The organism is Bombiscardovia coagulans, from assembly GCF_002259585.1.
Taxonomy (GTDB): Bacteria; Actinomycetota; Actinomycetes; order Actinomycetales; family Bifidobacteriaceae; genus Bombiscardovia; species Bombiscardovia coagulans.
In genome coordinates this window covers 309,446-333,219 of sequence record NZ_MWWS01000004.1, presented here as the reverse complement: position 1 = coordinate 333,219, position 23,774 = coordinate 309,446, and the positions used below count along the sequence as shown (strand labels likewise).

Here is a 23,774-nt window from a genome sequence, read left to right as displayed (position 1 = left end):
TAACCTGCCTGAGTTTTATCTGTACAGATGAGGGAGAGCCAATCATGCCTAGTGGAAAAGTACGCTGGTTTGATGCCAAGCGCGGTTTCGGTTTCATTACTAGTGACGACGGCGAGGATGTCTTCCTACCTGCTTCTGCTTTACCTGCTTCTGTGACAACAGTACGTAAGGGGAGCAAGGTTGAGTTTTCAATGGTTACCGGGAGGAAGGGTCCTCAAGCGCTAGATGTGCAACTAGTTGGTCCTACTGCATCAATCATTAGGGCCACACGTCCTGAACCAGATGATATGGCAGCTATTGTTGAGGACTTGATAAAGCTATTAGATTCAGCCGGTGGGAAGTTGCGCCGTCACCATTACCCCTCAGAAGCGGAATCTCGCAAACTCGCTGCCCTTTTAAGAGCGGTTGCTGATGATTTCGATGTTGAGAGTTGACGGTTCATTGGCAGTCAATGAGCTATTGCGAGGAAATGCTCCCCGTGTGTACACAACTACGAGTGCCTGGAGCGGATGCTCAGGTGGAGATGTAAGGTGAGGTAATGCCCCAAAATAGGCATGAACCAGAGGATGCGGCAAGACAAGTAGCGCTGTCCGTTGCGTCGGAACCCGAAGAAGTAGGCGAATTCCTGCGCCAACACCAGCTTGAAGATGGTGTAAGTGAATTCCAATTTGCTTCAAAAATCAAGGGCTATGAGGGTTGGCTTTGGTCAGTTACCCTCTATCATGATAAAGATTCGGATCAGTGGACTGTAGATGAATCTTCATTGATCCCTGGACCAGATGCACTTCTTCCGCCTCCGTGGATTCCGTGGAAGGATCGTTTGCTGCCTTCTGACCTTTCGGTTACAGATGCCATGGGTACAGAGCCAGATGACCCTCGACTAGAAGATGGTTGGTCTTCTGCTGAAGAAGCGCAAGTTGGTAAGAGCGAACATTCGACTGAGCAGCCTCCTTTGTTGGAACAGCAAGATGGGGCAGTGTTCAAGCGCATTCAACCAGAAGCGAGCTCGAAGCAATCTAGTTCAGATTCATGGATTCATACTGCTGCTGAAGATGTGGATAGTGTGGTTCAGGAGTTCGCTTTGAGCCGTCGGCATGTGTTAACTGCACAGGGACGAGATGCAACTGCCAAGCGCTGGTACGAGGGGCAGCACGGTCCAAAATCATTGTCTACGAGAACGGCGGCAGGAAATACTTGTGAGACTTGTGGCTTTATGGTGGCAATTCAAGGGTCCTTGGGTACTATGTTTGGCGTCTGTGCCAACAGGTGGAGTCCTGATGATGGACGAGTAGTTGCTCTGGACCATGGGTGCGGTGAGCATTCAGAGATCGAACCGCCGGAAATTGGTCGTCTGTGGGAACAGTCAAAGCCGGCTTTTGACGATTTACGTATCGATGTAGTGCATCAAGCTCCGCGTGAGGAAATATCAGCAGTAGAACTCATAGAGGAAATAAACAATGAAGGCGAATAACTAACTGCTGATAAGGGCCGAATTGAGTCGTGGATAGTTAACAAATTTGCGTCAAGAGCGCAATAGGGCAGCTGGAGTGAATATAAGTCAGCTCAAATCGGTAAAGTTAGTAGCAGTATCTTAGGGAAGGACATGTATGTTTGAGCGGTTTACTGACCGTGCGCGGCGAGTTATCGTACTGGCGCAAGAGGAAGCCCGATCCCTGCAACACAACTATATCGGTACTGAGCATCTTTTGCTTGGCCTGATTCGTGAAGGTGATGGGGTAGCGGCTAAAGCACTTGCTTCTAAGGGTGTTGAACTTGAGGATACCCGTAAGCAAGTAGAAGAGATGATCGGCAAGGGCAATGCTGCTCCTAATGGACACATCCCCTTTACTCCACATGCTAAGCAGGTGCTTGAGTTGTCGTTGCGGGAGGCTTTGCAGCTCGGGCATTCATATATTGGTACTGAACACATTCTGCTGGGCCTGATTCGTGAAGGCGAGGGTGTGGGTACTCAAGTACTCATCAAGATGGGTGTTGACTTAGGGGAACTCCGTACTGCAACAATAGATATGATCCGTGGCAGTCACGATGGGTCGGATGCTGATAAAGGTGACTTAGCTAACGCTGGTGGTGTTCAAAGTAAGCAGAGTCAGACGGGTTCGGCGATGCTGGATCAGTTTGGTCGAAACTTGACTCAAGAGGCTGCTGAAGGGAAGTTAGACCCAGTTATTGGACGCAGCGAGGAAATTAAGAGAGTCATGGTTGTGCTTTCTCGAAGGACTAAGAACAACCCTGTGCTTATCGGAGAACCTGGAGTGGGTAAAACAGCCGTCGTTGAAGGATTGGCTGAAAAAATCCATGTAGGAGATGTACCTGAAACATTGAAGGACAAGCAGGTCTATTCACTGGACTTGGGTTCTATGGTTGCAGGTTCACGCTACCGTGGTGATTTCGAAGAGCGTTTAAAGAAGGTACTTAAAGAGATCAAAACCCGTGGCGATATTATTCTCTTTATAGATGAAATTCACACGATTGTCGGTGCAGGGTCAGCAGATGGCGCCTTGGGTGCGTCTGATATGTTGAAGCCCCTGCTCGCTCGTGGAGAGCTTCAGACCATTGGTGCTACTACGACAGATGAGTACCGTAAGTACATCGAGAAAGATGCGGCTCTTGAACGCCGTTTCCAGCCTATTCAAGTGCATGAACCAACTATTGCAGAGACCATCGAGATCCTTAAAGGTTTACGCGAACGCTATGAAAACCACCATCATGTAACCATTACCGATGGTGCTCTTCAGTCTGCTGCTGAGCTATCTGCCCGTTATATTCAGGACAGGAATCTGCCAGACAAAGCTATCGATCTTGTTGATGAGGCTGGTGCACAGCTGAGAATTAAGCGGCTGACTGCCCCGCCCGAACTTAAAGCCTTAGATAACAAGATATCTAAAGTCAATGATCAAAAAGATCAGGCAATTACAGAACAAGATTTTGAAAAGGCTGCTGAACTGCGTGACCAGCAGGAAAAGCTGGAAGCTGAGCGTAAGGAGAAGGAGAAAGCCTGGCATGAAGGAGAGTCTGATGTCAAGATGGTTGTTGATGAGGACGTTATAGCTCAGGTCGTTTCTTCAACTACAGGCATTCCGGTCTTCAAGCTGACTCAGGCTGAATCAAAGAAACTCTTGAATATGGAAAGTGAGCTGCACCAACGCATTATTGGACAAGACGAAGCTGTTTCAGCTTTGTCGCGTTCAATTCGTCGTACCCGTGTTGGTCTCAAAGATCCTAAGCGTCCTGCTGGTTCTTTCATTTTCGCAGGCCCCACAGGTGTCGGCAAGACTGAGCTCGCTAAGGCTTTAGCTCAGTTCCTCTTTGATGATGAGGACGCACTGATTCGGGTTGATATGTCAGAGTTCTCAGAAAAGTACGCTGCTTCACGTCTCTTCGGTGCTCCTCCGGGCTATGTCGGATATGAAGAAGGTGGAGAATTGACAGAGAAGGTTCGTCGCAAGCCTTTCTCTGTAGTCTTGTTCGATGAGATCGAAAAAGCTCATCCGGATATCTTCAATACACTTCTGCAAGTTTTGGATGACGGACATCTGACTGATGGACAAGGCAGGAAGGTTGACTTTAAGAACACCATTATTATCCTGACAACCAACCTAGGTACCCGAGATATTGCAAAGGCAGCTAACACTGGCTTCAATTTGAGTAACGACACGGAAACCTCCTATCAGAGGATGAAGGATCGGGTGACGAGTGAGCTCAAACAGCAGTTTAGGCCAGAGTTCTTGAATCGTTTAGATGATATTATTGTCTTCCAGCAGCTCACTGAGCCGCAAGTTCGCCAGATCGTGGACTTGGACATTACTCAGCTCAACGATCGACTATTTGAACGTCATATGTCCTTGGATCTGACAGATAAGGCGAAGGATCTATTAGCAGAAAAGGGCTTTGATCCGCTTCTAGGTGCCCGACCATTACGTCGAATTATTCAACGAGATATAGAAGATGCTATTTCAGAGAAAATTCTGATGGGTGATTTGAGCGACAACGAGTCAGTTCTCATTGATGCTGAGGGTGAAGGAATATTAGGAGAGTTTACCTTTACTGGTAAGCCTTTCACTGAGCCCAGGCATGCAGTTCGTTCTGAAGAGAAGGAACCAGAGCTGGTCGGAGCGCCAGTTGCTACACCGGATGTGGATGTAGCTGTTGACGATGCTCAGATTCGACAGTTGGAATCTGGAAGCGAGTCTTCCACTGACGACGGTGTTGATACTGTAGAGTAAAACATAGAATCGATTGTTGTAAGCGAAGCTATTGGTAGGGGCGCAGGGTACATACCTTGCGCCCCTACCAGTTGGTGAACAGGAACTCAGCGATTCTAATAAACCGATAAAACAATCAGTGATAGAACGTACAGCACCATTAAACCTATGAATATGTAGTCCTGTCTGTTAAACGATAGCAGTCTATAGTGGCTGCGGTTACGGCCGCCTTCATAACAGCGGGCGTCCAATGCCATGCTCAAATTGTCGGCATGACGCAGGGCACTTGCGAATACGGGGACAGCAATAGCAACAGCAGCCCGCAGACGCTGTACAAGTGACCCCGTTTCAATGGAGCCACCTCTGGCTGCTTGAGCTTCAATAATTGCGTGAGTCTCCTGACTGAGAGTAGGGATAAAGCGAAGCGCTAAAGACATTACTAAGGCTATTTCGTTGGTGTGTATACCGAAGCACTGTAAGGGTTTGATGAGGGACTCGAGCGCATCAGTAATCTGTGTAGGAGTAGTGGTTTCGACCAGTAGAGCTCCCAACAGAATAATAATCAGAAAGCGACAAGAATATAGGATGGCTATCCATAATCCGTCGTCAGTCAGCAGCAATGGTCCCACATCGACTAAAACGTTACCAGTGCGGGTGATGAACAGGTTGAGTAGCGATGTGAGTACGATCAGAATAAGGAATATTCGAGTTGATGTAAGAATCCTTCGGATTGGGAAACGGGCAGCTGCAAAGAGTGCAGCTGTTACCAATAGTCCTAAGCAGAGCTGAAGGGGCTTGCTAATGCAGAAGGCAGTGACCATAGCTAACACAAAGGTCACCATTTTGGCTCGTGGATCCAGCTCTTGCAGTAAGAGTGGAGCAGAACTGTTACGCTGACTGTGGTTCTTTGTGACTTGTGATGGGGCATCTTCCAATGCCTCTTGGGCCAATGGTTGATCTGGGAAAGACTGAGAGTCTGGCGACGTGTTTCGGTGTGCTGCTGAATTGAGCAAGCTGTGATAGTGCTTCAACACCTCTTCTACTGGGCCCTGAGCTGAAAGCTCACCTTGGTCTAAAAGAACAGCTGTATCTGCCAAGCGGAGTGCTTCTTGGTCAGCATGCGTGTTCATGATAATGGTTACGCCCTGACTGTGTAATTCCTCCAACATGTTAATAATGCGTTCTGAAGTTTGTGGGTCCAGGCTTGCAGTAACTTCATCCAAGATGAGCAGTTGTGGCTTGCAAGCTAGGACTCCTGCGATCGCTACGAGACGTTTCTGTCCTCCAGATAGGTTAAACGGTGAACGGTTGGCTACATCACTGATACCTAACAGTTCTAGTGCTTCATTAACGCGATGGTTTACTTGCTCAGGGGTTAATCCCATATTGCGCGGTCCATAGCTTACATCCAAAAACACTGTGTCTGCGAATAGTTGGTGCTCTGGGTACTGCATCACATAGCCGACCCGTTGCCTTAACAAATGGAGATTACGCCTGCGCGTTTTTTTGGGTGTCTTAGAATTCGGTATAGCTATTGGTATACCAGTTACAGATACAGAGCCATTGGTTGGGGTGAGAAGAGCAGCTATAACCCGGCAAAGCGTGGATTTTCCTGAACCATTCCGTCCCAGAATTGCAACCGTTTCTCCTGCATCTATGCTCAAGCTGATATGGTTAAGCGCGTGGTCTTGGCTGTCAGGGAATTGATAAGCGACATCCTTGAGGCTAATAACATGTCCTAGCATGTCTGTTGGTGTGTTCTGTCCACCTCGAGCTTGCAGCAGCTCCGATTGCAGGCTTTTTTCGCTGTTTGCGAGGCTTGCAGGAAGCTGCTGCTGTGAAACAGATATGTCAGTGTTGATCATGCCGAGTCCAGGTAGCTGATGACCGTCGAGAACAGCATGGGGAGTACCTTGAGCAATGATGCGTCCGTGGTCCAGTACGATGACCCTATCCGCAGACCTAGCTTGTTCCAAGCGATGAGTGATATGGATAACTGAAGTGCCTGCTAATGTCAGGCGAGCCATGATATCGAGCATATCTCGCTGTCCAGCAGAATCAAGCATGGCACCCGGTTCGTCAAGTATTATCATTGTCGGGTGCATAGCAAGATTGCCTGCAACAGCTAGACGCTGCTGTTGTCCTCCGGACATGCGGGTTGGGTCATGATCGGCCTGTGACAACATATCTACCTGCTGTAAGGAATCCTTGACCGCCTGTGCTATCTGAGGCCGTGGTTCTCCTAAGTTTTCAGGGCCAAATGCTACATCATCGCGAACAACCGTTGTAACAATTTGATCTTCAGGATTTTGAAATACTAAACCGATGTTATGTCTTGCTGAACGGTATGCCTCAGGGTCAACCCGGTGTTCTTCATCTTTAGAACTATCGCAAACAACCTTGCCTAGTAGTTCTACTCGTCCTAAGTCGGGCGCAGTTGATCCATCTAGGATATGGCCTAAAGTAGATTTGCCTGAGCCATTTGCACCCAAAATGCAGAGGTGTTCGCCAGAGCGTATGGACAGCGAAAGGTCTTGTAAAGCCCAGCTTTTACCGCCATCGTAGCTGAAAGAAATATGCTTGAGCCTTGCTACATACTGTTGGTTTTCTTTGGTATCTGCGCTAAGTATTTGCTTGCTCTTCTTCGTTTCCGTGTCCTTTGATGTTGAAACTGTCACAGTCATAGTAAGGGTCTTGCTGTCTGGTTCAATGTGACCTGTTGACCAAGTTGGAAACAGGTTTATATATGAGGAAGGTGACGACGCCGTGAATAGTAAATTTGATTACATTGAACGGCAACAAGATGGGGACAATCATATGCAGTACTGCTTGCATAGATAGGTGCGCATAGAAGGGAGTTATGATGATGTTACAGCCGATAGCCACTATAAGAGCTGCTACCGCTCCGACACTGATGCCTAAGAGAGCGCCTTTACGTGTACGAATTTTCTGGTAAATATAAGCAGATGGAACGCTTAATGCTAGTGCGACCACAATGGAGATCATGGCTCCAAAGGGATCAGAGAAGATATGCGGCAAAAAACCAAGGACGGAAACAATAACTGCTGCTGCTGGTCCAAATGCAAACCCTGCCACTAATACGACGATGCCTGAGGGGTCATACGTGAGGAAGGGGGCCATTTGAAAAATGGGAAATGAGAAAAAGCTGACGAGAATGGTCAGTGCCACAAACATGGCGTAAATAGCAATTCGCTGGGTTGACCAACGGCCAGTTCTGCTAGCGCCAGTTGAGTGGCTGTTCGATTGGTGTGAGGCAGTATTGTTTGAATACAGCTCTTTGTTTTCATCGCTCGAAGGCATGCTCATAGAGAGACTCGTTTCTTTCATCCGGACTGTAACCGTTGGCTTCGGCATTTGACCGATATCAACCGCTTGCGCGGGTCGCGGGCTCCTGGAGATGTCCAGCTACCGCCAGTAAGGAATTGCACCTTCCCTGAAACATAAGACTCTTTCAACTTACCAGTATGAGTATGAGCAGTCAATAAGTGTGGTTTCAAATAAGAAAAGTTGTAACGGTGAATAATGTTACGGTACCAAAAAGTGTTCATGAATAACTTTGAAAAGTAACTATTGGTCAGGGTCAAGCGAGAATCTTATCCTTTGTGACCAAAGGAGACTATATAGGCCAAGAGATGGCCAGCATCGGTCTCAACTGCTCGTTTCTGTGCTTATTGAGAGCTGCTGATCCTGTCGTTGTCACCATTCTTCGCTCTTACGCTATATCAGCATCCAGGCAGTGGACCAGTGGAGAACTGAAGAACATGATGCAAGAGACTTTCATTTTTTTGTCATTCTTTAGGCTTTACTATGACAGAGTTTTCGTGCTTTGATATACAAACAGTTACTCACGAAAGTCCAGTAAAGTAGCTTTGCCCATAGCCCTTGTGTTTGAATGCGTTCTCGCCAATGAGCAATTGCATGACTTGTGGCGAAAGTTGCGGGTCAGTGTCACAATAGGGTTATGGCACAAACGTTGAATAAAGCGGCTATCGTCGTCGTCACCTATAAACGGCAGGAATTACTGGCTCAACTCTTTGACTCAATTCTTCAGCTGACCCAGGCACCTTGGAGAATTGTAATTGTAGATAATGAGCACAGTGCTGACACGGCTGCTATGGTGCAACAATTTTCGAATCGTGTGACCAGCAGATGGGGCAAAACCATTATCGATGCCTCTGGTAACCAAGAGCGAGTGGTCTACAGCCCCCAAGACCACAATGGGGGAGGTGCTGGTGGTTTTTCTGCTGGCGTGAAACAAGCATATAACTTGGGTGCTCACTGGTTTTGGGTCATGGATGATGATGTGGCAGTGGAACCGAAGGGACTTGATCTCTTGTCTCAGTGGACTGATCGCTACCAAGTTATACAAGGGTCTCGCCTTGACTACGATGGCGGACCATTCTACTGGCAGTACCACTTTATGACATCACTAGGTATACCAGATCCAATTGCACCGGCTGCGTTTGGTCCTTCAGGACGTAAAACGATGAATACTATGTGCTTTGAAGGTGCATTTTTCTCGCGGCAGATTGTAGAGAAAATCGGTTTACCCGATCCCCGATTCTTTATTTACTGGGACGATACTATATATGGGTATTTGGCGTCTAAGGTGACTCAGCCTGTAGTAGTAGCGGATGTGGTGATGAGGCGGACTAGGGAAATTGGTAATTGGGATATTGCTGGTCTTCGTCAACTGAATTCAACCTCAGACATGAATCGTTATCACATTATGCGTAATCGTGGTTATATGGCGCGGTATTTCATGATGCACGGTGATTACAGACCAGTCATGTTTGCTGTAGGGACTGCTGCGACTGCTATCAAAGAGTTCATCCGGCTCCTTGCGGTGGATCGTAAATCTATCATTTCTGGTATTCCGCAACTATTCCATGGGTGGTTGGATTCCCGTAAGCTTATGCATGATCCAGAATGGAAACCCATGCCAGCATTGAAATAAGTGTTTGCATAGTGATGTAGATTCTAATGAAAATATATGAAAGTAAGCCGCTAATGAGTTATCAAGGGAAAGCAACGTAAACGTTGATGGATGCAGAAAAGACCATATAACTATTGGTTTGTTGATATATTAACGATTTGCAGTTATGTAAATGACTGTCTGTGGTATAAAGAAAGCCTAGGACTTGACTGAGGATGTCTTGTGGTCCTAGGCTTTGCGATATCAGTATTAAATTCGCTGTTTTCTTCGGTTAGGTTGTCGAAATATTGCGCTTATGTCGGCCTTTGGTGCGGTAGTTTCTGATAGTGCCATAGCTAGCCCACGTTAGTGCTGCTATAACACTCAATAAGGCGAGCGTGCCGCCATATAATTTTTGGAATGGTATGGCACCAGCATCAGGAAGGACAAAATAGTAAAAGTAGGGAAGTTCATAGTCTTCCTGCTCAGCCCCACCTAATGTCCACTGGATAGTAGTTTGGACTTTACCAGAGTCATGGGCTGGTGCGGTTACTTTCCATACCTCTTCAGTGTCGTCACGTTTAGGTTTAGTGGCAACTGCAATTTTATCGAATCTCATACCATTGAGACTGATCTTCAGTGGATTTACCTCAACAATTTCCTTGGCTTGTTTCCCTATGTCACTATTTCCGATCTGTCGATGTGAATTCGAACCTAGAGCATAGGCGTGTCCATTACTGCCAAAGGCGAGAGTGTGGCTATTTCCTGTACCAATGCTAGTAAAGTGCAGGCCATCCGGTGTTTTGAAGCGAACAGGTGACACAACATATTCTTTATTGCTGCTGCCTAGCTGACCCTCGACGTTTCTTCCCCATGCATATGTATGTCCATCATCGCCAAGAGCTAGAACCTGTCCTCCTGCAATGTCACTAATAGTTGCAAAATGCACACCATCAGGTTGTCCAACACGAACTGGGTTCGTTATAGAATGAATATTTCTTGTCCCATTAGCAAATTCACCGTTATAATTTTTCCCCCATGCATATGTGTGTCCATCATCGCAGAGTGCAATATCAACTCGCATTCCTGATTTCAGTTGGATAACCTGTACGCCAGCAGGCAAGTTTTCAACAATACGAGAAGGTGTCGATGTGGGGAACTTGCTGCACTGCGATTTGTCGTCATCAGTGATAACGCCGGTTAAACAGAGCCAGTTACCCCAGTGGTAGATATGACCGTCGCTGCTAGTGGCAACGCTGTGGGTCATGCCCGCGCTGACATTGGTGATTTGTACATCATCAGGAGTCTTTGCTGGAGCAGGAAGTGGGTTCTTTGGTGTGCTTGGTTCTGAATTGTGGTCTTTTCCATCTCCGAGCTGACCGAAGCTATTTTGCCCCCATGTATATGCTTTACCATCTGAACCGAGTGCTATTGAGTGATAGCTTGCAGCATGAATCTGGGTAAAACGGACACCCTCGGGCACCTTCACTCGCACAAGCGCATTTTTGTGAGTTGTGCTGCCGTCCCCAATCTGGCCGAATGAATTCCAACCCCATGCATATGTGTGTCCGTCATTTCCTAATGCGAGATTATGCGAATCGCCAACACTAATTTTTGTGAAAAGTACACCTTTAGGTGCCTTCACTCGAACTGGCACTTTACTATCAACTTGAGTTCCGTTGCCTAGTTGCCCAAATGAGTTGTTTCCCCAGGTGTATATGTGTCCGTCGCTTCCAAGAGCAACACTATGTCTTTGGCCTCCTGCAAGTTGTAAGTAGTGTATTCCTTTTGGTGAGTCTGGCGGTGTTATTACTACGGTGTTACCACCGACTGTTGGGCCTGCTTCAGGTGTTAATTTGAATTTGTAGGGTTCCCATTGAGCTGTTAGGGTGAAACTATCTGTGACTGGTTTATTAAAGTCCCAGAATTTGCCGTTATCTTGGACCCAGCCGTTAAACCAGTGTTTTGTCCATACTGGCATATCTGGTAGTTGTATGTGTTGCATTCCTCCTGCATCGACATATTGGTCAGGAGGGGGAGTACCTGGTGCGCCGCCAAGGTCGAAATGTACTGTGAACCCGTCTTTGTATTCGTAACGGAAGGTGATGCTATCATTTTTGATGGAGATGTCATAGTCCTGAGCGCTTTTTATGATGACGTCGTATTGAGCCTGAACGTCTACGATTGCGGCCTTATGGAGGGGTACCTGCATATTCCATTTGCCACTACTCTGGTCAATGCTTTTGTCCTGTACCGCTTGAGTATCAAACTTAACGCTACGAATTTCATATTTATACGTACTGACCTCTTGGGGAATGCTTCTATTCGAATCTTGTATTCGATTTCCCCAGCTGTAGGCATGCCCTGCATTGTCGAGAATGATACAGTTGCCCCATGCTCCAGCACTAATTCCACGGTCGTATTTTCTGTCTTGCCGGCTGTTAAGTCTGGCTTCGTCTATACGCAGGGGTAATTTACTTGATTTGCTTTCAGCGCTATCACCGAGATTCCAGTTTGGGGTTCCCCATGCATACGCATGCCCACTATCGTTAATAGCTAGACTGACATTATTTCCTGCACTGATATAGGTTGTTCGTGAGTTGTCAGTTTCTCCCACCCGAGTAGGTACTTTTTTGTTGTCAGCGGTGCCGTCGCCTACCTGTCCTGCATTATTTCTTCCCCATGCGTAGGCGTGTCCATCGCTTCCGAGAGCCAAACTATGCAGACGGCCTGCACTGATTTGTGTGAAGTATATGCCATGGGGAATTCTTACCCGCTCAGGAAGAATAATTTTTGTTGATGTGCTGTCGACACCGAGTTGCCCGTATGAGTTGCTTCCCCATGCGTAGGAGTGTCCGTCGCTTCCAAGAGCAAAACTATGTAGAGAACCTGCACTGACGCTAATGTACTCGCTGCCTGGAGTGCTATCTAAGAGCGTTTGGTCGACTCTGGTAGGAATAGGTACTACCTTCTCAGAGTTTCCATTCGGGATTCCTAGCTGTCCCATATCTAAACCCCAAGCGTACGCATGTTTGTCGTTGCCGATGGCGAGACTATGGTAATCTCCTGCGCTAATTTGTGTAAATTGCACACCTTTCGGTTTTTGTACGAGAACTGGTTCAATTTGATTGCTTGTGGTGCCATCTCCAAGTTGGCCAAAACTATTTTTGCCCCATGTGTAAACATTACCGTCATCGCCGATGGCTAGGCCATGTTGGTAACCTGCGCTAATTTGTGTGATACGTACACTCTCTGGTGTTTTTACACGAACGGGGAACATGCTGTCGGCATTTACCGTACCATTTCCAAATTGTCCATCATAATTATGTCCCCATGCATACACGTACCCGTCAACACTCAAGCCGAGATTAAAATCACGGCCTGCACTGATCTGTGAAAAAATCAATACCTTTGATTCAGGTGGTGTCAGTGAGGCTGTTGCTTCTTTGTTTGCTGGTCCTTGAGTAGGGCTAAGTGTAAATCCTTCAATCGTTTGTGAAGAATTTACAGTACTAAACGCAGAAAAATGTGATGGTGCTTGTTGCAAAGGTTTAGCATTAGTTGGAGAAAGGAAAGTAAGCGAACCGATCACTATTGCAAGGACAAGCATTGATATGAATATAGCAGTAGCTGAACGTTTACTGTGCAATGAATCCCTCCCACGAGTGCACGGTGCAATAAGTGCCTAACACCAAGCGTTCCTTCGTGTTAAAGATAACGCCTATTTTATTCTCTAAGTGTAAAATATCTCAGGTGTCTTACATGGTAGCATGACGGTAACAATTAGGCGTGTTCTATGATGTAGCTCAGGCGTGAGCTCAAGTAAAGAGAGGAAGGGAAGAGTGATGCTAACAAAGCAAAAAGTGTAAGTTGGTGTTTGGGTAATTGCTGACGGTGTGGTTAAGCAGGTGAGGTGGTTGGCTACAGATTATATGAGTTTTCTCCTATAAGATACATGTTAACTCCCCGACAATGTCACTTTACTAAAAAACGTAGTGAGAGAGTCTAATTCACATTTTAAAAAAAATGCGCTACAATGCCTATCGTACCGGTTCGATATGTAGAGTTGAGCAAAGGAGCAGTAGATGATTGAGACGGCTCAGGCTTTTGGTATTGATATAGGTGGTTCAGGCATTAAGGCAGCTCCGGTTGATCTTGTTGCTGGTGATTTTGCTGAACCCCGTAAAAAGATTTTGACTCCAGAGCACTCAACCCCCCAAGCTGTGGGGAAGGTAGCGAAGGAGCTTCTGGATATCTTCGAAGTACCAGACAGTGTACCTGTTGGAGTGGCGTTTCCTGCTCCGGTGCGTCCAGGACATCCTATCAATTTTATGGCTAATTTAGATCAGTCATGGATAGGCGTGGATGTCTGGGAAGTATTTTCTGAAGCCTGTGGGAGACCTGTTTCTGTGGTCAATGACGCTGATGCCGCAGGTCTTGCTGAAGTGCGTTATGGTGCAGCTAAAGGCCAAAAAGGCTTGGTCATCGCTACAACCTTAGGTACCGGTATAGGTAGCGCCATTATCTACGATGGGGTGTTGGTTCCTAACTCCGAGTTGGGGCATTTGATTTTGGATGGTAAGGATGCTGAGAAATACGCAGCCTCATCTGTACGAGACAAAAAGAAGCTCTCATACAAAAAATGGGCAGCTCGACTGACCAAATATTATTCCCTTCTCGAACAGTACTTTAATCCCGACTTCTTCGTTGTAGGCGGAGGAGTGAGTCGTATGAGTGAGAAGTTCATTCCTCACATCGAAATTGAGACACCTATCGTTCCTGCGACTCTACGTAATCAAGCGGGCATAGTGGGTGCGGCCTATTATGCTGCTTATATCGATCAGAGAATGTCTCAACTTTGATAAGAACCTGTTCGATATGCGTGTGGATGCTGCATACTAGGCGAGAATAGCTGTACTCAATAGGATGGGTGGTATGCAGTTTTCAAATCGAACGGGTTCTCAACAGCTTAATCCCATAGCCCTTTCTCAGGCCAAGGCGCTCAATCGTGGTGATGGGATTCGTTCTCTCAACGATTCAAACCCTACTAGGCATGGCTTAGGCCTGCCTAGTTTAGGTGTCTATGCGGCTGAGCCTCGTGGCCCATTACCTGCCAGAGAGGCGTTGGCAACTTTCTTGTGCCAGAGAGGGCAAGCCGTAAGTTCTGAGCATCTCTATCTGTTAAATTCCACATCTCAGGCATATTCGTGGTTGCTCAAGCTCTTATGTAATCCATCAGATATCGTACTCGAGCCACGTCCCGGTTATCCTCTCATAGAGTCCATTGCGAGATTGGAATCTGTGCTAACAATGCCTTATGCTTTGCACTATGACGGTTCTTGGTTTCTGGATATAGCTCACATCCGGTCCTTGCTGGAGGGGCCCCAAGGAAATCGTATCCGAGCCATCATCCTTATTAATCCCAACAACCCAACTGGTTCATACATCCATCCCCAAGAACGCGCTCGCCTTATTGAGTTATGTCGAAAGCATGGCATAGCAATCATTGCAGATGAGGTCTTTTTCGATTATCCATTAGATCCAATTCCAGGACGTCAACGCTTTGCTGGCGAGTCTGCTGTACTCACCTTTGCCCTAGATGGTCTTTCAAAGATGTTGGCCGCTCCTCAAGTTAAATTAGGGTGGATACATGTGTCTGGGCCGGATCAAGAGGTTGAGGAAGCAGAGCATCGCCTAGACATGATTGCTGATGACTACCTGCCGTTAAGCCAGATTATTGCTGATCAGATTCCTGATCTTTTGCAACTTGTCCATCGCCAGAGCACGATTGTTCGTAACCGCTGTATAGAAAATTTGCAGGTGCTACGCACCTTATTAGAAGAACCTGGTTGTCCAGTGTCCTTGTTGAAGGCAGAGGGAGGTTGGAATGTCCTCTTGCGTTTCCCAGCTGTCATTGACGAGAATGAGCTTATTACCTATCTCATCGACCACTATGGCTATACCGGACAGCCCGGCTATTTCTTTGATATGGCGTCTAATGGTTACTTGGCCTTATCTCTGCTTCCTGCTCCAGAAGAATTCGTGCGCGGTGTGAGAGCTATTCTCTGCTCAGTGGAAGCAATATTGGCTTTATAACAAGCAGGTACATCAGATTTCTTACAAGAGACTGAACCAAGCTTGAATATGAGCAAAGGCTGGTGTTCGATTGATTTCAACAAGTGCAGTGCTGCATGCAAACAGCAAAGTAACGAACAATGCAATGAGTAAAACGATACGGATGCATACAGTACATCGACGCGGAAGTTGATTGTTGTGTGTAACTCCCGCCACTGCGGGCAGGACTGCTGCTAGTGCGATGAGCCAGGAGAAGTCTAACATGTATCGAGCATCGAAACCTGCAACAGTGGCGGTGAACAGCAGCAGGACGCATGACAATATGAGCAGACTGACGATCAAAGGCAAGCATCCACCTGCCCTTAGTTTGCGGTTGATTGCTGGTATGCAAAGTAGGAAAAGGGCTAGTGCAAATACTGGGGCCAGTGTGAATAAACCTCCTAAGCCCGGTTCTGAGTACTGCCAAGTCGGTAGGGGTGCAGGTGTGCGTTGTAGGTAAGGGAAGGTAGATGATGGTGTCAGAGGTAGAAAAAGATAGTAAACGATTAGCCATCTCAAATTACCAGTCGGAACAGTGTAAGCGTTTAAATCCACTACGGTGATCTGATATGTGTTACCAAAGTTGAATGCTGAACCAAAGCGCCAGTAGTTATATCCTAAAAGTGGCGTGATAACTGCCAGTGCAGGTAGCATAACGGAAAGTACTATTTTGACAGACCGCTTCGGTGTAATAATGGCTGGAGGTGGAAGCTTACCAGTTTGAGACGCTATTATTCGCTGCTGTGAGCTGAGAATACCAGCGAACATGGCCCATATTTCATCGGAAAAAATAGGTAAGGCTAACAAAGCGCTAGCAATGAATGTCTGACGGCAGCCAAGTGTTCCTACGATCGCAAGTGTTCCTGCTGCCACATGGGGTAGGGACACATACACACGGTCATCGGATAGGGCGTTCTTGTGGCCTGGTACAAGGTACTGTATCGTCCATACCTGCGTGTGCTTTGCAGACGTGCGTACGCGACGGGCTCCTAGCCAAAACCAAAGACCTAGGCTAGATAAGAGAAGGGATGCGTCAAAAGGAACTGTGTAAAAATCGGTTCGGAAGTATAGATAAACCACTTGTGATCCAGACAAGAAAGCTAGAAGAGCTAAAACGGTTGCAGCAATGCTTGCTTTGGGTATGTATCGCTGGATCAGTCTGACGATGAGTAGGGAGCAGGTGAGCGTAAAACCCGCTGTTAGAATAGCGCAAGCTGCAGGGGTGGGCAGCATGAGACCGCCCGGTACGAACAATGAAGTGATGAGTCGGTAGGGAGCAAAAATAAGGACTGCTGGAAGGGGGCCGAAGTATGAATACCAGCGATTCTGGTAGAAGACATGGTCCCAAAAAATTGGTTCTTCTCCAGCTGCGAGAAGGCGTTCTCGAGCAGATATGTCATAAGGATTAGAAAGTGCAGATAAGCCATCTGGTACTGGCAAGTTTAGCCACGCTTGCCCATGTAATAAGGCGTCTGCTAAATGGCCATATTGGTTGAAATCATAAGTATATGCTCCAGGATCGTGATATGTTCTCACCGTAAATCCTGCAATTTGAATCGCTATATTATATGCTGCCCAACCAGCTACTGCTGCCACAGCAAGCCAGAATAACAATCGTTGGCTGTGGCTGGAAGTGTTCAATGGAACCTGCCACAAGCGTGAACGAGGTCCAAGTGCAATGCAAAGAATGGCGATGCATGCCATGATTGATATTCGCACTAAGCTGACCCCAAAAGGTACGACAGGGTGTGCGTTTAAACCCTGAATCAATACTACAGATTTACGTTCTTCTGCTATCCATACGCGTACCTTGCTGACATCCTGTAAGTGGCTTCGATTTTTGATGTATAGGGAGGCATCAATTGCTGGAGAGACTGTGGTAGAGCCTGCTTGAGTCCATCTGTCGGTGGCTTGACCTTGCAGGTCGAGACGAACATGAATACTGGAAACTAGGTGCTTGCTCTCGTCTGCGTTTAAATCGGGAGTTTGACCGTTCTTGGTCTTGGCATTGGTAACTTGAACGTATGTGATAGGACCTCGAGCTTCAGTCTCGAAGTAGGCTTGACTGGGGTCTGTGATGAGGAAGGCACCAGTGTCTAGCTTGATGATGCCCTTACCGGTGCTGACTCGAGGAACTTGGGTGTAAGAATCGTTGGAAAAGGATTGCGCTGTGGCCAAGCTGCGCCAGTGGGGAAGGTTGAATATGCAGCATTCTGCAAAGAGTATGATAAGCAGTGCTATGACTGACTCTATTACCAGTGCTGGCGATGGACGGTGGTGTCGTGAGATATGTTGCACTCCTTTATTCTATAAGCTGTATGTCTGGAATGCTGGGGAGAATGAATAATATGTCGAATAGCAAGGCAGGACCAGGCGCAATGGCGAATTTCGGACGCAAGCTGGTGCAGGGATTACACAGTGTAGCAGGAATTGGTTTTACCAATGTTCAACACAGTAATAGCGATGGTCAGCCCTTGCAAGAAACGCTTCAAGATGTTATCGAAGCTATGAAAGCTAATGGGTCAGAAGTGAGTCCTCAGCAGGTAAGAGGCTTTTTGTCCCGACATTGTAAGATGTTGCGCCCTTTGGACAAAAGGCACATACTGCAACATGTTGAGGGCATTCCTGCTGGCATAGAGTTGGGCTGGGTGCAGTACACTCACTCACGAGGTGCAACGTTTTCTCTAGGGATTTTTACTGATAATATGCACTTTGCTCAGATAGCCCTCGCGGATGATCGTGGACGAGTATTCATGGGTGAGCAAGCAGATATGGATACAGCGGGCATGGAACCCGTCTTTTTGTTCGGTAAAGAGCGCAACATCCGTATTCCTGATGGACGTCGCTTTGGCAAGGAAGAAGGCAATACTGAACCCCGTTTGGTAGATGCAATTCAAGGAGGGATAATCGGTCAGGACGGCAATGAACATATGTTTTGGCTTGCTTCTTGGTTGAAAAGAGATAACCGATACACCCTTGAACAATTACGGAAAAATCTACCTGCTTCCATGCGACATGATCTAGAATACAGGGATGCTATAGCTACCGCTTTTTTCTACGCTTACATGCTGCCTAGAATTTCTGGTTCGCTGATGGGGTTTGGTGCTGGCAATATCTTCCGTAGGCTCAATCGAGAGGCGCCGATGGGGGCTATACGACGTAGTGTCAGAGATAGCCTGCAAGCGCATGCTGAAGGTATGCGCACTTCTGGCTTGGAGGACTATTTTGTAGACCTGATGAAGGAAGCTGGAGCCCTTGATACCGTTTCAGGTTTAGAGCCTGTGCATGGGGCAGAACCTATGCATTTGTATGCATCTTCATACTCTGGTGCTTATATCCTTTCCTGGGAAAACGGCATGGAGCTGTCAGCAGCACTACGTGCGCTGAGAATTGAAGGGAACTTGAACCGCTTTGCTACCGTTTCAAGCTGGCTAGAGCGTAACGCTCGGTTGGGTATATATCCTATGGAGGACAGCGTTACCCGTGTTCAAGCAGCACAGTTAGATCGGGCGCTGCTAGACAACCCTGCTATTAGTGCATTACAAATGGAAGATGAATTCTCTCGCGATTACATTCCGGGCCGCGATACGGGTCGGCAAGCAGCCAAGCTGCTCATGCAACGGGCTAAACAAGTATCCGATTCGGTTGCTGCACGAAATCCTGACCCCCTTATGAAGCAGGGAGTGTCCCATCGTAATGGCAAGTCGGAGTGGGTATACAGACAATCGTTTTCTCGTCTTTTACGCAGTTTAAGACTACCTTTTAGGTTTGATGTGGAATTCCGTTCTAACCTTAAGCAAGGTTGTGTTGCTATCGCTTTTACTAGTGCTGGACGGTCTATGATGCCGTCATCTTGTTTTGATGCTCGTCGCAATGGGTGGGTAGAAGTAACAGAAGCTCAGCGATCTGAAATGAGTGCAGATTACAATTTGCGCGTGGGTATGATTCTGGCTGCTCTAGCTTTTGGAGCCGATGACAGTGTTAGGAGTGTCTCGCTCCATATCGATTCTCTTGGTTTAGAGGAAGCCCTAGCCCAACAAGATTCCGCTATCACCCAGATGATGGCACAGGCCTTAGCCGCATTTGAACATGCCAGAACAACTGGTGCTGCGGTAACTGGTTCTAAAGGAGATCCCAAAGATGGGGACATCCATGGGGATCCCAAGAACATGATTGCCCGTGAGCAAGCAGGAAATTCTGACCAACAGATACCATCTACTGGCGTCGTGCTACCAGCTTCAGATTCAACAGATAATGAACATGCCACTGATACACCGGTTGCGAGTGGCTCCTTTGCAGACGATGAGGAGCAGGCAGTCGATCAAGAATTTGCTGATTTGATGCAAGGAATTGATTTTGATTCGATGGCTTTTGCTGCTCCTGTGGGCGAGAACACCGACGATGCAGAACACCAGCTGAATGAAGGTGATTCAAGCGGCGACCAAGATGTCTCTTCCGTAGGACAGGACCCACTCTCAGCCCTAAAACACAATCCAACCGTACGTACTCTGGTTACAGTGACCTTCACCCGTGAGGTATTCTTAACTTACTTACGGCAGTATGGCTTTGAAAATCCTAAGAATTTCTACCGTTTCTTTGACGCTACTATGGAAGAAGACAGGGACGGAGGACTTCAGCCTGTTATCGGTAAATTCAACATGCGAGATGAGCAGTTTGCGCCTCTTGGTTCACAAGATGAGCCCGAACTTGAAGATGTTGATTTTAATGAAGAGACGGCAGCAATTCTAGGAGCGGACCATGTTACAGGTTTATCTATTCAAAGAGCTGATCTTTTAGAACGAGCAATGTCTGACTTTAGGAGGCTATCTGCAAATCAGGAGTTAGGCTCTGCGAGTAAGGCCCGTAAAGCAATGGACGTAGTACAACTCATAGACGATCCAGAGCTTAGTCAGCTAGCACCTCATATCACTAGTGCGTTGATTGACGATAAGGCAGTACCTGACTTGCACTTTGATCTTTCTGAGCAGTTGGATCGTGACAGAATTAAGGCAAGAGATACGTTGTTCTCCTCTGACGTAAGTGGTGCCTTTGAGATAGAACAAGACGCTGTGGCTAAGATGGATGCGCTCTTTGCTAGCAGTAAAAACCAACATGCTGTACCTCGCTACTTCAATTCTTATGCTGAACGAGTGGTTTACAACCGACTGTTTGCCACACCTGGTGAACATACTTTGTTAATACCAGACAATCTGTTCTATGCTCATCTAGAGTTAGCAGATCTCATGTCGCAATTCAAACAAACCTCTCAAGCTTTGCAGCATTTGAATGCAATGGTTTCGTATGCCCCTGCCTACCCCCTTTCTCATCTCAAGCTTGCTGTGCAACTGGCTGTAGGCGAAGATTGGTCTGGTGCTCGCGCAGCGACATTAAATGCCTTACAGGTGGCGTTAGATCGCTCCGATGCAGCTTTCGCCTATTACCGCTTCGCTTATGCGGCATGGATGAGAGATGAATTTGCTGTGGCCGCAGGGGCTTATATCATGGCAGAACACATTAGTCCTGGTCGGATTAGTACGCTGAAGAATGAGTTGGAAGAACTGACAGCTAGAGCTGATTCGCAGTGTATCGCTGTACCTAAAAACTATCGTGATGCTTGCATAGTGTTACGGGAGGAAGGTCTTCCGGTCTGGCCTCATACAAAGGTGGCCACCATCGTTCGCCAGGCAGCCAGAGTTTTAGTAGATGCAGGTCTTTTTGTGCCAGCCCGAACGCTATCAGTAGCTGCGGCACGCATGAATGACGACGAGAGCAATGGTTTGGATATGGTAGAAGTACAGTTCTTGCAGTCATTGAATGCCTAAACTTCAGGAGGAGAGGTTTAACAGATGCCGACTGGACAGCTTGTAATCGGTAGTGACGAGTGGATTTCGAGTTTGCAGCCAGATGATGCTGATGCAATGAAACTGAGCGAGCTTGATGTCACAGCTCTCAGTGCCACACAGGCTCAGCGCTTATGGTCTCGGTTAGCCTCTTGGGTGGAGTCCGATCAGGTTGCATACTACATTAACGACGCACCAGTTTCTTCTGATGCGGCTTATGATTCGCGTATGCGTTGTCTTCAGGCCTTGGAACGTGAATTTCCTAGTCTGGATACTCCTCAGTCTCCCACGCATAGAGTTGGGGGGAGCTTTTCCAACGACTTTACTTCTGTACGTCATCCTACTCAAATGATGAGTCTTGACGATGTATTTTCTATCGAAGAATTACGACAATGGTATCTTAATGTGCGGCAGGAACTGAACTGGCCTGACCATAAACCCTTACCGATGACCTCAGAAGTGAAAATTGATGGTCTTGCTCTGAACCTTATCTATCGCAACGGTGTATTGGTCCAAGGACTCACTAGAGGAGACAGCGAAATGGGGGAGGATGTTACCCCTAATGTGCGCACGATCAACAGTATCCCTCTGAATCTTGGTGGTTCATCTGATGACATCCCCGAGTTTGTTGAAATTCGAGGTGAGGCTTTTATGCGTTTTGAAGACTTCGATGCGCTCAATCGTCAGCAGGAGGAGCAGGGTGAGTCTGCTTTTGCTAATCCCCGCAACGCTGCAGCAGGTTCGGTTAGACAGAAGGACCCCCATATCACTGCTGAGCGAAGCTTGAGCTTCTACGCTCACGGTATGGGACGTCTTACTTGGGGGAGTAACCATCCTGAGGGTACGCATGACGAAGTCATAGACCAGTCTCAGGCCTATGATCTCTATACAAAATGGGGTATTCCAGTTTCTCCCCATAATCGTAGAGTAGATTCGTTTGAGCAGATTCTAGAAATGATCGAATACTACGGCAGGCACCGCAGCGATATTGAGCATGCCCTTGACGGCATCGTGGTCAAGGTGGAAGATATATCCTTGCAAGGACGGTTAGGTGCTACCTCTCGAGCGCCCCGGTGGGCTATCGCCTATAAATATCCTCCAGAAGAAGTTAATACGGAGCTCTTGGATATCACAGTCCAGGTAGGTCGAACGGGTCGTATTACACCGGTTGCTATTCTCAAACCTGTATATGTAGCTGGTTCCACAGTTTCTCGAACCACTCTCCATAATTCCTTTGAAGTCAAGCGCAAGGGTATTCTCATCGGTGATACCGTTGTGGTTCGTAAGGCTGGTGATGTTATTCCTGAACTTGTTGGTCCAGTTTTAGACAAGCGAAAGGGTAAGGAAGAACAATTACGCGAGTTCGTTATGCCTAATCAGTGCCCGTCCTGTGGGACTACATTGGCTCCTGCCAAGGAAAGTGATAAAGACATACGCTGCCCTAATGTTGAATCCTGCCCTGCCCAACTGACTGAGCGTGTGATTCATATGGCTTCTCGGAAGGCTTTCGATATAGAACATCTTGGGGAGCAGTCTGCAGCAGCTCTCACCAATCCTGAGGAAAACCGACCTCTTTCGGTTGATGTATATGCCCCTAATCTTAGATCCCTGATAGTTCAACCAGGTGAAGAACCCACGCCGTATTCGCCCCCTGAAGGGACTGAACTACCTCCACTTCAAGAACCTGTTTTACGTAGCGAAGCAGGTTTGTTCAGTGTGACAGTAGAAGATTTGAAAGATGTCTACGTATGGCGTCAGGTACCTGTTATCGAAAAAGAGCATGTCGAAGGTAAAAAGTGGCGAACAATTCGACGGAAGATAGGCGAATCGGGCTTGTGGTATCGGGTGCCAGCCTTCTATAATTTACCGAAATCTGTTTCGGCAAATGCTTCAACCAGTGAGTCTAACGAAGAAACTACAGCGAGTGAGCATGGCGGGCTTTGTGAACAAGAGTTGGCAGCTTCCAACCTCCATGAGGAGGAGCGCGAGCCTTCTCGTAATACTATCTTAATGCTCGAGGAGATAGATAAGGCGCGTTCAGTTGATCTGTGGAGAGTGCTTGTGGCACTTTCCATCCGTCACCTGGGACCCACGTCAGCGCGTGTTATTGCCCGGCGTTTTCACACACTTGAAGCAGTAGAAAAGGCAACAGAGGAAGAGCTGGCAGAGCTCGATGGTATCGGACCTGAAATTGCTCATACTGTTTCGTCATGGTTTGCAGATGCCAGAGAGCCTGGAGACTGGCGTGGACAGATCCTTCAAGCATGGAAGAAAGCTGGTCTCGGAAGCTATGCTGAGCAGACCAATAGTCCTCAAGTTTTGGACGGCATGACTATAGTTGTCACAGGTACGCTTGAGAGTTTTTCGAGAGATTCTGCCAAGGAAGCTATCATCGAACGCGGGGGGAAAGCTTCGGGTTCTGTGAGTAAGAAGACAAGCTATGTGGTGGTGGGTGCCAATCCTGGTTCCAAGGCTGCCAAGGCAGAAAGCTTGAATGTACGAGTGCTGGATGAAGAAGCTTTTAAGAGGCTTCTGTGCACCGGTGACCCGGACGAACCCCACCAGTGATGTTGTCTATTGGAAAAGTCTGAGCAAGCGGGAGCTACAGCTTTGCGCAAATGCAAGGTATCTTGTTCTGGCGAGCCTCTATAGGTTGACGAT

At 47.4% G+C, this 23,774-nt stretch carries 12 protein-coding genes and 1 riboswitch; of the genes, 8 read left to right on the top strand and 4 right to left on the bottom strand.

Going from position 1 to position 23,774, the window contains the following annotated elements:
• The first annotated feature begins 44 nt into the window (after positions 1-44).
• From BOCO_RS03130 to BOCO_RS03120, 3 genes are all read left to right on the top strand, one after another.
• Positions 45-434, top strand: coding sequence for a cold-shock protein (locus BOCO_RS03130; protein WP_094722633.1), 390 nt, complete (start codon positions 45-47; stop codon positions 432-434).
• A gap of 104 nt (positions 435-538) precedes the next feature.
• The gene (locus BOCO_RS03125) at positions 539-1,471 is read left to right on the top strand and encodes a DUF3027 domain-containing protein (protein ID WP_094722632.1); all 933 of its coding nucleotides are present in this window, start codon (positions 539-541) and stop codon (positions 1,469-1,471) included.
• 136 nt (positions 1,472-1,607) lie between these two features.
• Complete coding sequence (locus tag BOCO_RS03120; protein WP_169711884.1) at positions 1,608-4,244, top strand: ATP-dependent Clp protease ATP-binding subunit; 2,637 nt, start codon at positions 1,608-1,610, stop codon at positions 4,242-4,244.
• 95 nt (positions 4,245-4,339) lie between these two features.
• Here BOCO_RS03120 and BOCO_RS03115 read toward each other — a convergent pair whose 3' ends face one another.
• Positions 4,340-6,907, bottom strand: coding sequence for an energy-coupling factor transporter ATPase (locus tag BOCO_RS03115; protein ID WP_094722631.1), 2,568 nt, complete (start codon positions 6,905-6,907; stop codon positions 4,340-4,342).
• A 22-nt stretch (positions 6,908-6,929) separates the two neighbouring features.
• On the bottom strand, positions 6,930-7,544 hold the full coding sequence (locus BOCO_RS03110; RefSeq protein WP_420835399.1) for an ECF transporter S component: 615 nt from the start codon (positions 7,542-7,544) through the stop codon (positions 6,930-6,932).
• Between the two features lie 11 nt (positions 7,545-7,555).
• Positions 7,556-7,689, bottom strand: a riboswitch (FMN riboswitch).
• Positions 7,690-8,205: 516 nt separating this feature from the next.
• On the opposite strand from BOCO_RS03110, the gene BOCO_RS03100 reads away from it, so the two are divergent.
• Entirely contained in the window at positions 8,206-9,201 is a 996-nt protein-coding gene (locus BOCO_RS03100; RefSeq protein WP_094722936.1) for a glycosyltransferase, read from the top strand.
• A 250-nt stretch (positions 9,202-9,451) separates the two neighbouring features.
• On the opposite strand, the gene BOCO_RS03095 is transcribed toward BOCO_RS03100, so the two are convergent.
• Positions 9,452-12,808 carry an RCC1 domain-containing protein gene (locus tag BOCO_RS03095; RefSeq protein ID WP_094722628.1) on the bottom strand — a complete coding sequence of 1,119 codons (3,357 nt, stop codon included), beginning with the start codon at positions 12,806-12,808 and terminating at the stop codon, positions 9,452-9,454.
• Between the two features lie 436 nt (positions 12,809-13,244).
• Between BOCO_RS03095 and ppgK the strand changes: the two genes are divergently transcribed.
• Both ppgK and BOCO_RS03085 read left to right on the top strand, forming a co-directional pair.
• Positions 13,245-14,021, top strand: coding sequence for a polyphosphate--glucose phosphotransferase (gene ppgK / locus BOCO_RS03090; protein WP_094722627.1), 777 nt, complete (start codon positions 13,245-13,247; stop codon positions 14,019-14,021).
• 73 nt (positions 14,022-14,094) lie between these two features.
• Positions 14,095-15,255, top strand: coding sequence for a pyridoxal phosphate-dependent aminotransferase (locus BOCO_RS03085; RefSeq protein WP_094722626.1), 1,161 nt, complete (start codon positions 14,095-14,097; stop codon positions 15,253-15,255).
• 21 nt (positions 15,256-15,276) lie between these two features.
• On the opposite strand, the gene BOCO_RS03080 is transcribed toward BOCO_RS03085, so the two are convergent.
• Positions 15,277-17,451: a hypothetical protein gene (locus BOCO_RS03080; protein WP_148140048.1), complete on the bottom strand. Its 2,175-nt coding sequence runs from the start codon at positions 17,449-17,451 to the stop codon at positions 15,277-15,279.
• Positions 17,452-17,621: 170 nt separating this feature from the next.
• On the opposite strand from BOCO_RS03080, the gene BOCO_RS03075 reads away from it, so the two are divergent.
• Together BOCO_RS03075 and ligA are read left to right on the top strand one after the other, a co-directional pair.
• Positions 17,622-21,095 (top strand): tetratricopeptide repeat protein, encoded by a 3,474-nt coding sequence (locus BOCO_RS03075; protein ID WP_244568718.1) that lies wholly within the window; start codon positions 17,622-17,624, stop codon positions 21,093-21,095.
• A gap of 24 nt (positions 21,096-21,119) precedes the next feature.
• On the top strand, positions 21,120-23,681 hold the full coding sequence (gene ligA / locus BOCO_RS03070) for an NAD-dependent DNA ligase LigA (protein ID WP_094722624.1): 2,562 nt from the start codon (positions 21,120-21,122) through the stop codon (positions 23,679-23,681).
• Positions 23,682-23,774: the final 93 nt, after the last annotated feature.